This window comes from Halopseudomonas salina (genome assembly GCF_008641105.1).
Genome location: NZ_VTTI01000002.1, coordinates 1 through 14,655, shown reverse-complemented (window position 1 = coordinate 14,655; position 14,655 = coordinate 1). Strand labels below are relative to the sequence as shown.

15 protein-coding genes are annotated in these 14,655 nt (G+C 57.9%); 3 read left to right on the top strand and 12 right to left on the bottom strand.

The genetic code is table 11. The features are described from left to right. Positions 1-4: 4 nt before the first annotated feature. The 5 genes from FZF01_RS03545 to FZF01_RS03525 form a co-directional block, all read right to left on the bottom strand. A complete protein-coding gene (locus FZF01_RS03545; protein WP_150276758.1) occupies positions 5-745 on the bottom strand; it encodes an S-methyl-5'-thioinosine phosphorylase in 741 nt (246 codons plus the stop codon). Further along, a complete protein-coding gene (locus FZF01_RS03540) occupies positions 742-1,890 on the bottom strand; it encodes a mechanosensitive ion channel family protein (protein WP_150276757.1) in 1,149 nt (382 codons plus the stop codon). The genes FZF01_RS03545 and FZF01_RS03540 overlap by 4 nt, the downstream gene beginning before the upstream one ends. Next, the gene (nagZ, locus tag FZF01_RS03535) at positions 1,887-2,897 is read right to left on the bottom strand and encodes a beta-N-acetylhexosaminidase (RefSeq protein WP_150277096.1); all 1,011 of its coding nucleotides are present in this window, start codon (positions 2,895-2,897) and stop codon (positions 1,887-1,889) included. Before nagZ ends, FZF01_RS03540 begins: the two co-directional genes overlap by 4 nt. Positions 2,898-2,929: 32 nt before the next feature. Next, the gene (locus FZF01_RS03530) at positions 2,930-3,448 is read right to left on the bottom strand and encodes a L,D-transpeptidase (protein ID WP_150276756.1); all 519 of its coding nucleotides are present in this window, start codon (positions 3,446-3,448) and stop codon (positions 2,930-2,932) included. Between the two features lie 129 nt (positions 3,449-3,577). Next, entirely contained in the window at positions 3,578-4,267 is a 690-nt protein-coding gene (locus tag FZF01_RS03525; RefSeq protein ID WP_150276755.1) for a TetR/AcrR family transcriptional regulator, read from the bottom strand. 167 nt (positions 4,268-4,434) lie between these two features. On the opposite strand from FZF01_RS03525, the gene lexA reads away from it, so the two are divergent. Further along, a complete protein-coding gene (gene lexA, locus FZF01_RS03520; RefSeq protein ID WP_150276754.1) occupies positions 4,435-5,043 on the top strand; it encodes a transcriptional repressor LexA in 609 nt (202 codons plus the stop codon). Positions 5,044-5,054: 11 nt separating this feature from the next. Continuing rightward, a complete protein-coding gene (gene sulA / locus FZF01_RS03515) occupies positions 5,055-5,579 on the top strand; it encodes an SOS-induced cell division inhibitor SulA (protein WP_150276753.1) in 525 nt (174 codons plus the stop codon). A 75-nt stretch (positions 5,580-5,654) separates the two neighbouring features. On the opposite strand, the gene FZF01_RS03510 is transcribed toward sulA, so the two are convergent. From FZF01_RS03510 to FZF01_RS03480, 7 genes are all read right to left on the bottom strand, one after another. After that, positions 5,655-5,891: a hypothetical protein gene (locus tag FZF01_RS03510; RefSeq protein WP_150276752.1), complete on the bottom strand. Its 237-nt coding sequence runs from the start codon at positions 5,889-5,891 to the stop codon at positions 5,655-5,657. A 63-nt stretch (positions 5,892-5,954) separates the two neighbouring features. After that, a complete protein-coding gene (locus FZF01_RS03505; protein WP_150276751.1) occupies positions 5,955-6,464 on the bottom strand; it encodes a DUF6586 family protein in 510 nt (169 codons plus the stop codon). A gap of 10 nt (positions 6,465-6,474) precedes the next feature. Then, positions 6,475-9,099 (bottom strand): type I DNA topoisomerase, encoded by a 2,625-nt coding sequence (topA, locus tag FZF01_RS03500; protein ID WP_150276750.1) that lies wholly within the window; start codon positions 9,097-9,099, stop codon positions 6,475-6,477. 104 nt (positions 9,100-9,203) lie between these two features. Next, positions 9,204-9,422 (bottom strand): DUF1653 domain-containing protein, encoded by a 219-nt coding sequence (locus FZF01_RS03495; protein ID WP_150276749.1) that lies wholly within the window; start codon positions 9,420-9,422, stop codon positions 9,204-9,206. Between the two features lie 505 nt (positions 9,423-9,927). Then, positions 9,928-11,103, bottom strand: coding sequence for an acetyl-CoA C-acyltransferase FadA (gene fadA, locus FZF01_RS03490; RefSeq protein ID WP_150276748.1), 1,176 nt, complete (start codon positions 11,101-11,103; stop codon positions 9,928-9,930). 30 nt (positions 11,104-11,133) lie between these two features. Beyond that, positions 11,134-13,281, bottom strand: a complete 2,148-nt coding sequence (fadB, locus tag FZF01_RS03485; protein ID WP_150276747.1) for a fatty acid oxidation complex subunit alpha FadB — start codon at positions 13,279-13,281, stop codon at positions 11,134-11,136. Positions 13,282-13,595: 314 nt separating this feature from the next. Further along, the gene (locus FZF01_RS03480; protein WP_150276746.1) at positions 13,596-14,033 is read right to left on the bottom strand and encodes a hypothetical protein; all 438 of its coding nucleotides are present in this window, start codon (positions 14,031-14,033) and stop codon (positions 13,596-13,598) included. A 114-nt stretch (positions 14,034-14,147) separates the two neighbouring features. On the opposite strand from FZF01_RS03480, the gene FZF01_RS03475 reads away from it, so the two are divergent. After that, positions 14,148-14,591 (top strand): universal stress protein, encoded by a 444-nt coding sequence (locus FZF01_RS03475; protein ID WP_150276745.1) that lies wholly within the window; start codon positions 14,148-14,150, stop codon positions 14,589-14,591. Positions 14,592-14,655: the final 64 nt, after the last annotated feature.

The following is a 14,655-nucleotide window of genomic DNA, read 5'->3' as shown; positions in this document are numbered from 1 at the left end:
TGGCTCAGGCGCCGGCGACCATCGCATTGATGACAGCCCGCGCCTGCTCCATGCCGCTCTCCATCACTTTTTCGATATCTGCCATGGTGATCACGCCCTTGCCCTTGCCTGCAGCGGGATTGACTACCAGTGACAGACTGGCATAGGGCAACTGCAGCTCTCGGGCCAGCGCCGCCTCAGGCATTCCAGTCATGCCGACTATGTCACAGCCGTCGCGCTCCAGCAGACTGATCTCCGCCGCAGTTTCCAGCCGGGGGCCCTGAGTCGCTGCGTAGACACCATAGGCACTGTGCGCCACGCCGACTCGCGCCAGCACGCCAATCAGCCGCTGACGCAGGCCCTCATCATAGGGATGGGTAAAGTCGATATGCGTGACCTCATCCAGATCGTCCTCAAAAAAAGTGCTGTGCCGGCCCCAGGTGTAATCGATCAACTGATGGGGTACGCAAAAATGCCCTACTCCCATGGCCGGATGAATGCCGCCGACCGCGTTGACTGCCAGTATTTCATCAGCGCCCGCCTCCTTGAGAGCCCATAGATTGGCCCGATAATTGACCCGATGGGGCGGTATACGATGAGGGTCCCCATGGCGCGCCATGAAGAACACTTCCCGGCCGGCCATGAGACCCTTGATGACGGGCGCCGAAGCAGTACCGAAGGGCGTTTCCGAACTGGCTTCACCGGTACGCTTGAGGCCAGGTAGTCGGGTCAGACCAGTACCGCCAATAATGGCCAGGGCGTTCATGAACCCACCTGCGGCGGGTTACCCGCCTGGTTGGCAGACGGAGGCTCGACTTCACCGCTACGCAGCGTCAGCCCGTCAGGCACATGCAGGGTCGATGTGGGGAACGCCACCTGCGCCCCGTGCTCGGACACAATAGCCAGAATCTTCAACAATACATCCTCCTTCACCCGGTGAAATTCAGCCCACACAGGACTGGTAAAACAATAGATGAAAAAATCCACAGACGAGGCCGCACACCGGTCGAAATAGACCATCTGGGTCACATCCTGGGCGATATCCGGATGCTCCTTGAGCATCTCGCGGACAGCCTTGACGATGGGCTCCATGTGCTGGATGTCGTCATAACGGATACCGATATGCTCGAATATGCGCCTATGCGTCATTCGCGACGGGTTCTGCAGAACGACGTTGGTAAAAATCGCATTCGGCACATAAATAGGGCGTTTATCGAAGGTCCGTATGCGTGTCAGACGCCAGCCGATATGCTCGACCGTGCCTTCAATCTCCTTGTCCGGCGAACGTACCCACTCGCCCACCGAGAAAGGCCTGTCAAGGTAGACCATCAAACCACCAAAAAAGTTTGCCAACAGATCCTTGGCGGCAAAACCCACCGCGATACCGCCGATGCCACCGAAGGCAAGCACGCCACCAATGCTGTACCCCAGCGTCTGCAATATGACCAGACCGCAGGTGATAACTACCGAAATACGCAACAACTTGCCAATAGCGCTGACAGTAGTCTGATCCATGGGCTTTTGCAGATAACGGGAATCAACCAGGCGCTCCTCGACTCGACTCGCCAGACGCAGCAGAAACCAGGCGAGCAAACCTATCAGCAGCACGCTCTGGACACTCTCGAGCACGTCCGCAAAGTCTTCGTCCATCTCCAATGCCGTTATCCGCGCCGCCCACAACAGTCCCATACTCCATATGAGTACCCAAAGCGGCCGGCGCAGCGCGATTACCAGCGCGTCATCCCAGACGTTCGGACTGATCGTGGCACGGGCTTCCAGTCGGTCGAGTATCAGCTTGCCCACGTAGGCCAATATCAGCGACGCGAACACGATGGCAAAAACCTTGTAGACCCAGAGCTGCCCGGCCAGCGGCAGGTTGTCCAGAGGCAGATTGTCGATCAAGTCATTCATGCATGCTCCCCAAGCAATCCCACTTCGCGCAACAGGTGAAGCGCGGAAGACCACTGTGGGTCAGCTTTATAGTCAATACCCGGCTGGCGGCGTGCAAGCATGGCTGCCAGATGCTCTGGGGGATTCAGGCCGATCTGCTGGCAATGCGTCAGAGCCTCCTCGGCCGCACCACGATCATTGCATACCAACAGCATGTCGCAACCCGATGACAATGCAGCGTCAACTCGCTGGGTAATGCCACCTACAACATGGGCGCCCGCCATGGTCAGGTCGTCGCTGAAGATCACCCCGCTGAAGCCCAGTTCGCTGCGCAGAATGTCCTGCAGCCAGCGTCGGGAAAAGCCAGCCGGCTGCTCATCGATCGCCGGATACACCACATGGGCCGGCATAATGCCATCCAGCAATGCGGCAAGATCCCTGAAAGGCACAAGGTCGCTTGCGCGGATCTGCGTTTCGCTGCGCTCATCAACCGGCAAATCCGTATGGGAGTCTGCTTCCGCCCAGCCGTGGCCAGGAAAATGTTTACCGGTCGCCGCCATCCCTGCTGTGTGCAAACCCTCTATATAAGCTCGGCCGAGATTGGCCACCTGCTCGGGGTCACCCCCAAGGGAACGGTCACCGATAACATCACTGCGGCCATGATCCAGATCGAGAACCGGTGCAAAACTGATATCGATACCGCAGGCGAGCATCTCGGTAGCCATTACCCAGGCAGCACTTCTCGCCGCCGCCTCAGCCTGGCCCATATCCCCGGAGCTGGCCAGGGCTGCAATACGGCGCAACGCCGGCAAGCGTTCGACGCCATTGCGCAGGCGCTGTACCCGTCCACCCTCCTGGTCTATTGCGATCAGCATATCAGGTCGCACGGCCCTGATTGACTGCACCAGTTCACGAACCTGATGCGGTGATTCGGTATTGCGAGCGAACAGAATGATACCGCCCACCTCGGGCTGTCTGAGCAAATGGCGATCAGCCGCATCAAGCCAGGTACCGGCCACATCAAGCATCAGGGTGCCTTGTTTCAACAGTGTTACTCCGTTCAAGTCTTTGCGGGCATGAGCAGATCTAAAGCCTGCTCGTGAATTTCAACGCGGCAGCCTACTGGCGTGAGATCGAATAGCACAAGCATGTCGCTGTTACGTAAGCGCACACAGCCATGGGATAGCGCCACACCCATAGGTTGGTCGTCAGGGGTACCGTGCAGGTATATATAGCGGCGCTGGGAATCCTGCCTGCCGCCTCGATTGAATCCCGACTCCTCGCCACACAGCCACAATATCCGGGTAAGAATCCAGTCGCGCTGTGGGTGCTGCCGGGCGAGTTCATGGGACCAGATCTCACCCGTCGGACGACGACCGATATACACCGAGGCCAAGGGCTGGCCTTCACCGATCCGTGCCCTGACCCGATGCACGCCCCGCGGAGTACATCCGGACCCGTCCTGCTCCCCTGCACCCTTGAGCGCAGTGGAAACAGGATAATCGCACACCTGCATCCCGCCGCTGAGCCCGATAAGGCGCTGGGAAGCCAGTGAGACGAGGATCAGATCCAGCGACATAGCCACCTCCGTTAAAAGTGCTCACACGATAACGGATCAGCCCGCGCTAGGAAACCGGCGCAGAGGGGAAACCAAAGCCAGCAGGCAATAGTACTGCTGACTCACAGACACAATAGCGATCGGGGAATATCAGACTGGTTCGGGGACGGACCGGGTTTGGGTCCCGGCGGTTATGGACGGCATGACGCTCTCTGCGCGCATGCCCGCCGCGAGAAACGGCACCATCAGCTTGAGCACCTGATCAATACCTGTCTGAGTGTCGAATTCCGCTTCGGCAATCGCGCGCAGCGCTTTCATGCTCGACATCGTGAACGCAGCGCTACCCAGCATGAAGTGCACCCGCCAGAAAAGCTCGGTTGGCGGCAATTGCGGAGCCGCAGTAAACACCAACTGCATGTAACGCTGAAACACCTTGCCATAAACCTCTGCAAGATACTTGCGCAGATGACCCTGACTCTGACTGAAGGCCAGCCCCAGCAGGCGCATGAAAATCGCCAGATCGTTGCCGCTGCGCGGCTTCACGGTCAGTGCCTGTCTCACCAGCATCTCGAGCAACTGTTCCAGGGTAAGCTGAGAAGCACTGCCCTGCTGCTGATGACGGTCGAGTTCCTGCTCCAGGCTGCTGACAAAGGGATTCAGAAAACGCACGAATACCGCCTGAATCAAGGCCTTCTTGGAACCAAAGTGATAATTTACCGCCGCCAGATTCACCCCCGCCTTGCTGGTGATCAGGCGCAACGATGTCTCTGCAAAACCTTTCTCGGCGAAGAGTTGCTCGGCTGCATCAAGAATGCGTTCGACAGTATCAGACTGGGCCATGGGCGATTCCGCTAGTAAACATTTGTTTCAAACATACGTTTCAAACGCATTCAGTGTCAAGCAGCCAAAACGAAACCAGGTCATTGACAGAATTGAGACTGCCCCTTGCCCTCCACTAACAACTGTATATAATCACAGTTACTGTATATACAAACAGGTAGAGCCGGATGCAGAAACTGACCGCCAGACAACAACAGATCCTTGCCTTCATCAAGGAGTACATGGATGCCAACGGCTATCCCCCTACCCGTGTAGACATAGCTCGGGTACTCGGATTCAAATCGCCCAACGCGGCGGAAGATCATCTGCGCGCCCTGGCCCGTAAAGGGGCAATTGAAATGATTCCGGGTGCGTCCCGGGGCATACGTCTACCCGAACAGGATATCGATACCCCCGAGGGGCGGCTACCCGTCATCGGCAGGGTAGCAGCAGGCGCGCCGGTGCTGGCACTGGAAAATATCGAGGATCACTGCCAGATAGACCCGGGGTTTTTCCATCCCCGGGCCGATTACCTGCTTCGGGTGCAGGGTCTGAGTATGCGCGACGTCGGCATTCTTGACGGCGATCTGCTGGCAGTTCATCGCACCGCCGTTGCCCGTAACGGGCAGATCGTGGTTGCCCGCATTGGCGATGAAGTTACCGTGAAACGCTTTCAGAAACAGGGCCGCAAGGTTCTGCTTCACGCAGAAAACCCGGATTTTGCACCGATAGAAGTTGATCTGGGTGAAGAGGAACTGACCATCGAAGGCTTGAGTGTCGGCGTAATACGCCGCTAGAGGGGTTCAATATGCTGTATTCCCACGACCATCACCGATCAATCAGTACCGCCGTACAACCGGAGCTCTTTCATAATGCTCTGATGGCGTCCCGCTACGCACTTCCGTCAAAGCCGGCGCTGGCCAGCACGCGACCGACGCGCCACGCCGAGCCCGAAGACGCCTTCAGCGAGATCCGCCTCAATGGCGCTCCCAGGCAGTGCCTGCAATGGCTGGCACCAGTCCTGCGCGATCTAAGCCAGGCCGATGCACCTGGTTGGCTGACACTGCTTGACCCCCCCGAAACGGTAAGCCACCAGTGGCTGCGTAACGCGGGGCTCAATCCGGAACGGATACTGATCGTCAGATGCAAACCGGGAATGGACAGCCTTGAACTCTGTTGTGAATTACTCAGCCTCGGCTGTAGTCATACTGTGGTGAGTTGGCTGGCAACAGACGGTCAGAGTGGGCGTGCAAGTCAGCAGTTACGCCTGGCCGCTGGCAAAGGTCGCTGTCAGAGTCTGAATGTATGTCTGGATAGCTGTCTGGCGGCGTAAAAGCGCTGAGCGAAGTAGCAAACGGGGGTTGTGAATAGCACCTCAACCCCCTTCAAGCATCACAAGGGCGTGCGCCTAGTGCAGGATACGGCCTTCCGAATAGGGCTCACCCTCTTCCATCACCTGACCGGCAACCTGCATACCAGCGCTGATCATTGCCTTGGCAACTTCGATGTAATGGCCCTGCAGGAAGTCCTGAGCGTCAGCAGAAAACTCGATGACCACCAGGGGCTCGGCTTCTTCATTGGAGCGGCGCAGAGCTACTTTGCCATTTTCCAGCTCTACTATCTCCAGAAACGATGAAGAGGACATGTCGGGTCTCCTGTTGATTGGCCGCGCAGCTTAACACAATGCTGCGAGCAATCGCAGGGACTGCTACCACTCCACCATCCCTTCACGGTAGCAGCCAACGCGCTCGGTCAGAGCGGTGTGAGCTTCACGTGCATCGACCAGAGACCAATCAACCGATGCCTTGACTGCGCTGACCGCAATCAGGTCATCGGCAGGCGCCTTGGCCTCCTCTGGTCGCGGCGGTAGATTCAGGATATCCCACCCTTTCAGCAGCCGCCCCAGCCAGGTGTCCGATGCCTTGGCCAGCTCGCTCAGTTCAGCCAGTTCAGGCCCTGGGAAACGCTCAACGGTCTGCGGGTCGAGCATCATGTCCAGCGAGCGAACCTCCAACAACGGCCAGCGATAGCGGTCAGCAACTTCATGGGCAACCGCCAGTACGGCACGATGCAGATGAAACAACGCATGCTCGCGGTGGTAGCGCGTCATAGTGAAGGCAGACAGCGCATCCGAGGTTTCAGCCTCGGACCAAGACTCGATCGCCAGGCGGGCAAAATACAAAGCCTGGTTGGTACGGGTATAGACTTCATTGGCCATGGGTCAACCCTCAGCTCTTGGCTTTCGGCCGCTTGTCATCCTCGACCCAGCGCTTGCCGTCATGATAGGCGCGCCATCCATTGGGCTTGCCGTCGACTTCACTCTGAACATATTGCTCTTTGGTCTTGCGGCTGTAACGAATAACCGTCGGCACGCCGTCCGGATCCGCTACCGGCGCCTCCAGCAGGAAATGATACTTGGGATCGATTTCCTTGCGATGCGGTAGCAATTCCTTCACCAATGGCGCGCGGGTTTCGCGGTTCTTCGGAAACTGGCTGGCGGCCAGGAACATGCCCGAAGCGCCATCGCGCAGCACGTACACGTCATCGACCTTTTCACAGGCCAGCTCGGGCATGGGCACCGGATCCATCTTCGGCGGCGCAGCCTCGCCATTTCTCAGCAATTTGCGGGTGTTCTTGCATTCGCTATTGGTACAGCCAAAGTATTTGCCGAAACGACCCGTCTTGAGCTGCATCTCGCTGCCGCACTTATCGCAATCCAACCTTGGACCATCATAACCCTTGATCTTGAAAGCACCTTCTTCAATTTCGAAACCGGGGCAGTCGGGATTGTTACCGCATACGTGCAGCTTGTGCTGCTCGTCTACCAGGTAGCTGTCCATCGCGGTGCTGCACACCGGGCACCGACGCTTGTTACGCAGTACACGGGACTCACCCTCTTCATCATCGGCGGCCACTTCGTTACCAGGCACCAGATTCACGGTCGCCTTGCAGCGTTCCTTTGGCGGCAATGCATAGCCCGAACAACCCAGGAACACACCGGTTGACGCGGTGCGAATCATCATCGGCCGGCCGCAGTCCTTGCACTTGATGTCTGTCAGGGTCGGCTCGTTGGAGCGCATGCCCTTGCCTTCCTCGGCCGACTCGGCGGCACTCAGCTTGAGGCTGAAGTCAGCATAGAAATTATCCAGAACCTTTTTCCAGACCACGCCGCCCTGGGCCACTTCGTCCAGGGACTCCTCCATGGTCGCGGTAAAGCTGTAGTCCATCAGATTGGGAAAACTTTCTGCCAGGCGCTCGGTAACAATGTCACCCATCTTCTCGGCATAGAACCGGCGGTTATTCTGAGAGACGTAACCCCGATCCTGAATGGTCGAAATAATGGACGCATAGGTAGAGGGCCGGCCGATGCCGCGCTTCTCCAGCTCCTTGACCAGATTGGCTTCGGAGTAGCGCGCTGGCGGCTTGGTGAAGTGCTGTTTGGGATCGAGCTTCTGCAGCGCCAGCTTGTCCTTGACCTTCATGTCGGGCAGCACTTCGTCCTCGCCACCCTTGCCCTGGGTCGGCATTACCCGGGTATAGCCGTCGAACTTGAGGATGCGACCCTTGGCGCGCAACTCGAAATCCCCGGCTTCAACGGTGATCAGCGTGGACAGATACTGGGCGGGCACCATCTGGCAGGCCAGAAACTGACGCCAGATAAGCTCGTAAAGCCGCTCAGCGTCTTTTTCCATACTCTTGAGATCGCCGGTCTTGAGTTTGACGTCCGACGGCCTGATCGCTTCGTGGGCTTCCTGAGCGCCTTCCTTGCTGCTGTACATGTTGGGCTTTTCAGGCAGGTATTTCTCGCCGAAATTGGTTTCGATATAGCCGCGCGCCATGGCAATCGCATCGGCGGAGAGGTTAGTCGAGTCCGTACGCATGTAGGTGATGTAGCCCGCTTCATACAAGCGCTGAGCCATCATCATGGTCTTCTTCACGCCGAAGCCCAGGCGCGTACTCGCCGCCTGCTGCAGCGTAGAGGTAATAAAAGGTGCGCTGGGCTTGGAGCTGGTCGGCTTGTCTTCACGCTTGGCAACGCTGTAGTCAGCGTCTTTGAGCACCTTCAGGGCGGCATCGGTCTCAGCCTTGTTGACCGGGCGGAAGTTGCTGCCGTTGTGCTTGGCGACTTCAAAACGCACCGAATCGCTCTGCGGTGTATCCAGCAATGCGTGAATTTCCCAGAACTCTTCAGGTATGAACGCGCGAATCTCACGCTCGCGATCCACAATGAGCTTCACTGCCACCGACTGAACACGACCGGCCGACAGGCCACGGGCTATCTTCTGCCAGAGCAAAGGCGAGACCATATAGCCCACGACGCGATCCAGAAAGCGCCGCGCTTGCTGGGCATTGACGCGGTTGATGTCCAGCTCGCCGGGCTTGGCAAACGCACCTTGAATGGCTTTCTTGGTGATTTCGTTGAACACCACACGCTTGTAGCGGCTTTCATCACCACCAATGGATTCGCGCAGGTGCCAGGCAATAGCTTCCCCTTCGCGGTCCAAGTCCGTCGCGAGATAGATGGCGTCGGCGTCCTTGGCCAGGCGACGAAGCTCTTCTACGACCTTCTCCTTGCCCGGCAGGATCTCGTAGTGCGCCTTCCAGCCATTCTCGGGGTCGACGCCCATGCGCTTGACCAGCTGCATGCGTGCCTTGGTTTTCTTGTCTACCTCGGGAGCGGCAGAAGCTGCCTTGCGGCCGCCCTTGGCTTTGGTCTCGGTCTTGCCGCTGCCACTGGTGGGCAAATCGCGTATGTGACCAATGCTCGACTTGACGATGAAGTCGTTGCCAAGATACTTGTTGATCGTCTTCGCCTTGGCGGGAGACTCAACAATGACCAGTGCTTTTCCCATGGGTAACTGTATTCCTAGCTCTATCGAATCTGGATGTCCTGTCGGACATGGAGTAATGCGCCGCGGCGTCTGGAAGCTCGCACAGACCCACGGAGGGCCAGAGCCTACACGTCTTCGCTGATAAAGGTAAAGCGTGGCGTAGGCTCGCCGTCAAGCACGACGTTGCCCGTAAACATGTCCAGGGGCCGCACCCACAGATCAAAATCCCCATATAACGTGCGGTACACCACCAGGGATTCTTCTGTCTCCGAGTGTGTCGCCACACCCACGACCTGGTAATCCTTTCCTTTATAGTGGCGGTAGAGTCCTGGCTTTAGTGACATGTCGTGTTCCTTGTTTGCTTATGACTTGGCTCGGCGGCTTATAGGTTAGCGTAGAGTGTGGAGTCGATACTGATTCTGCATCTTATGTGCTCGGCACAGCGCCCCAAAGGCCTTTGCGCGACACGCTACTAGCCATCCCTGGGGCTCGTCGTCGCACGTCCCTGTGCTCCGACGGTCGCGCAAAGGCCTTCGGGGCGCTGCGCTGATACTGACTCGGATCCTGGACCAACGAACGAACCCAAAGAACGGGTTCCGTGCAGGAGGCTCGATTTAAGTTGGCGCCGGCGACCAAGGGCCTGTGTGAGTGCCGTCGATGGCCAGGGACGGCCATCGACGAGCCCCATGGATGGCTTGTAGCGTGCCGAACACAGGCCCTTGGTCGTCGGCGCCGCACACAGAGCTCAAACAATCAGCAGTCCAGCAACCGCACCGAGCTACCAAACTTGCAACCCACAAACAAAAACCGGGGCACTAGGCCCCGGTTTCTGGTCACACCACAACCGTATCAGACACGCTCGAATACGGTAGTGATGCCTTGCCCCAGACCAATACACATGGTCGAGACACCAACAGTGCCGCCATTCTGCTTCATCACGTTCAGCAGAGTGCCGGAGATGCGGGCGCCGGAGCAGCCGAAGGGGTGACCCAGTGCGATCGCGCCGCCGTGCAGGTTGACCTTGGCTTCCATCTGGTCCAGCAGTTTGAGGTCTTTCAACACAGGCAGGGCCTGGGCAGCAAAGGCTTCGTTCAGCTCGACAAAATCGACGTTATCCATGGTCATGCCAGCGCGCTTGAGCGCCTTGTGGGTAGCCGGGACCGGACCGTAGCCCATGATCGCCGGATCAACACCAGCAACAGCCATTGAACGGATAACCGCCATCGGCTCAAGACCCAAGGCCTTGGCGCGCTCGGCAGACATCACGATCATGCAGGAAGCACCGTCAGTGATCTGCGAAGAAGAACCGGCTGTCACGGTACCGCCCTTGGGATTGAACGCCGGCCGCAGGGCCGCCAGGCTTTCCAGGGTAGTCTCGGGACGGATGGTCTCGTCTTCAGTGAACACTTTCAGGAAACCGTCAGCATCGTGGCCGTGCATCGGGATGATCTCATCCTTGAAGCCACCATTGAGGGTTGCCTTGTGCGCCAACTGGTGCGAACGCAGGGCGAACTGGTCCTGCTGCTCGCGGCTGATACCGTGCATCTTGCCCAGCATTTCCGCAGTCAGACCCATCATGCCGGACGCCTTGGCAGCGTACAGGGACAGGGTCGGGTTTGGATCAACACCGTGCATCATGCTCAGGTGGCCCATGTGCTCCACACCACCTACCACGAACACATCACCGTTACCGGTCTGGATCGCCTGGGCAGCAGTGTGCAGCGCGCTCATGGAAGAACCACACAGACGGCTCACGGTTTGCGCGGAGCTGGTGTGCGGGATCGGCGTCAGCAGGGAGATCATGCGGGCAACGTTCCAGCCCTGCTCCAGGGTCTGGTTTACACAGCCCCAGATCACATCTTCCACTTCTGCGGGATCAATTTTCGGGTTACGTGCCAGCAGACCGGTGATCAGGTCGGCGGACAGGTTCTCGGCACGAACATTACGGTACATGCCACCCTTGGAACGGCCCATCGGGGTGCGGCCGAAGTCGACAATAACGACGTCTCTCGGATTCAGGCTCATAGATTCACTCTCGCTCTGTGCGTTCCGCGGTTAACCGAAGAATTTCTTGCCGTTCTTGGCCATTTCACGCAACTTTTCAGTCGGCGCGTACATGGGACCAAACTCGGCATACTTGTCAGCAATGGCCACAAACTCGGCCACACCCAGGGTGTCGATATAGCGCAGCGCACCACCACGGAAGGGCGGGAAGCCGATACCGTAGATCAGACCCATGTCGGCGTCGGCAGCACTTTCAACGATGCCGTCTTCCAGGCAGCGAACGGTCTCAAGGCACAGCGGAACCATCATGATCTCAATGATTTCCTCGTCAGTGAACTCACGGTTCTCCTGAACCACTGGCTTGATCAGCTCGTAGGACTGCGGATCGACAACCTTCTTCGGCTTGCCCTTCTTGTCCATCTCGTACGCGTAGAAGCCCTTGCCGGTCTTCTGACCCAGGCGACCTTCGTCATACATGACGTCAGCGGCGGTGCGCACGTTATCAGCCATGCGATCGGGATAGCCTTCAGCCATCACATCACGACCGTGGTGCCCGGTGTCCAGGCCTACAACGTCAAGCAGGTAAGCCGGGCCCATGGGCCAGCCAAACTTTTCCATGACCTTGTCGACGCGCTGGAAGTCGGCGCCCATGTTTACCAGGCGAGCAAAGCCGCCGAAGTATGGGAACAGTACGCGGTTGACCAGGAAGCCGGGGCAGTCGTTGACGACAACCGGGGTCTTGCCCATTTTCTTGGCGTAGGCAACGGTAGTGGCAATCGCCTTCTCGCTGGACTTCTCGCCACGGATAACTTCAACCAGGGGCATCATGTGCACGGGGTTGAAGAAGTGCATGCCGCAGAAGTTTTCCGGACGCTTGAGCGCCTGGGCAAGATAGGTGATGGAGATGGTCGAAGTGTTGGAAGCGATAATCGCGTCCTCACGTACATGACCTTCCACCTCAGCCAGCACAGCGTGCTTGACCTTGGGATTCTCGACAACGGCCTCAACGACGATATCGACGTTGCCAAAATCACCGTAGGACATGGTCGGACGGATCGCATTCAGTGCCTTGGCCATCTGGTCAGGCTTCAAGCGGCCCTTGGCAACGCGGCTACCCAGCAGCTTGGACGCTTCGTCCAGACCCAGCTGAATACCTTCCTCGCGGATATCCTTCATCAGGATAGGCGTGCCTTTGACGGCAGACTGGTAAGCAATACCGCCACCCATGATGCCTGCGCCCAGTACAGCGGCCAGCTTCACGTCTGCAGCTTGCTTGTCATACTGCTTGGCCTTGGCTTTCAGTGCCTGATCGTTCAGGAACAGACCGACCAGTGCCTGGGCAACGGAGGTCTTGGCCAGCTTGGCAAAACCAGCGGCTTCGATTTCCAGTGCCTTTTCGCGGCCATGGGCAGCGGCTTTCTGGATGGTCTTGATCGCTTCAACCGGCGCCGGATAGTTCGGGCCAGCCTGACCAGCAACGAAACCTTTGGCAGTTTCGAACGCCATCATCTGCTCGATGGTGTTGAGCTTGATCTTTTCCAGCTTGGGCTGACGCTTGGCCATGTAGTCCAACTCGCCACTGATGGCACGCTTGACCAGATCCAGAGCACCTGCCTTGAGCTTGTCGTCGGCTACAACAGCGTCAACAGCACCCATTTTCAGGGCCTTGTCGGCACGGTTTTCAGTACCACCACAGATCCACTCGATGGCGTTATCGACACCGATCAGACGTGGAGTACGTACGGTACCGCCGAAGCCCGGGTAGATACCCAGTTTGACTTCAGGCAGGCCGACCTTGGCACTGGCGGCCATGACACGGTAGTCACAGGCCAGGCACATTTCGAAACCGCCACCCAGCGCCATGCCGTTAATGGCAGCAACGGTGGGGATTTTCAGGTCTTCAACGGCATTGAAGATCTTGTTGGCATCGAGGTTGCCGGCGACCAGATCTGCCTCGGGCAGTTGGAAGGTGTCAACGAACTCGTTGATGTCGGCACCGACAATGAACACGTCCTTGCCGCTGGTGACGATGAGGCCCTTGATGCTGCTATCGGACTGGATGGCCTCGACGGCAGCTTGCAGCTCCGCCAGGGTCGCACGATTGAACTTGTTGACAGACTCGCCCTGCAAATCGAACTTGAGCTCGACGATGCCGTCTTCAAGGGCTTGAACCGTGATGGCTTTACCTTCGTAAATCATCAACTGATCTCCACGCTGTGTAAGCACTTGAGAAAAAGCAATTCCGACGCTGCCCGCAGCGTTGGCTGAAGCAGCTCATCGGAGGATGCCATGATAGTTCCCGGGGCGTTTGCTCGGTGAGAATGCCGAACAATTCATACGCTCGTTTGATTCGGGTGCGCACACCTTCGTGCAAATCCGGGCTGTTGTCAATCTAAAGCAGACATGGGCGCGTCTTGCCCGGCTGTTAGAAATGAGCATATTTCATTTTTTTATCTTTTAAATTCAGATAATTAGCAGCTATACCTAGAACGGATCGAGACAAGGACCGGCGGTCAGCCCGCCTGCGACTGGCGTAAAGGAGCCAATGCGAGATCCAGCTGTTCAAGCGTAGCTATGGAATCCGGCTCGATCCAGAATACCAACACCGAGAAAGACTGACGGTCAATGCGTTGCACAGCCTGCGGCAATGTATCCAGTACCGCCAGCGCCAGCGCGTTGTCCGCAGAACCCAGTAACCAGCGCCAGCCTTGCCCATCCCGCTCGCAACTGAACTCCTGCTGTACTGAACAGCGCTCCAGTGACTGTCTATAGCCAACGCAATGTTCCAGCTGGGCACCAGCTGCCGTTTCAGGCTGCCGCTCCACTCTGTAGCCAAGCTTGCGCGCCGCTTCACGCAGACGCTGTATATGCAGCATACGCCCACGGGGCAACAGTTTGAGCAGGTTCGCAACCAGTATCGCAGCAACCACCGCCACTATTACCCAGGTCACAGGCGCGCGCCCGGCGCTGGGGCGGATATTGCGCTGTCGCCCAGAAGGCCGCTGCAGAGCTGGACTGCGCGAAAAAGACTGTTACTATCGGGCTGAAAAACAGGAGAAACCTGCATGCTCTATTCCCACGTATTGGTCGCCGTCGACCTGATCGATGAATGCCGCTCGGTAGCCGACCATGCCATGGCCCTTGCCAAGGCACTGGATGCCAAACTGACGCTCCTGCATGTGGTCGAGCCCCTCGCCATGGCCTATGGCGGTGATGTGCCCATGGACCTGTCTATGCTGCAACAGCAGCAATTCGACCAGGCCAGAGAGAGGATGCAGGCGTTTGCCGGCGACTATGGGCTTCCGGAAGACCGTTTGCAAATCGCCTTCGGCCATCCCCGCCACGAGATCCACCGGGTGTCGACAGAACAGAATTGTGACCTCATCGTCGTCGGCAGCCACGGCCGCCACGGTCTCGCGCTACTACTAGGCTCCACAGCCAACGACGTCCTGCACGGCGCGCCCTGTGATGTTATTGCTGTGCGGTTGGGTAAAAAAGAAAAGAAGTAACGGGACCGCCCCAACCCAACGCAATGTTCAACCCCGCTTTCTCAAAATCAAAATGGATCCCCGC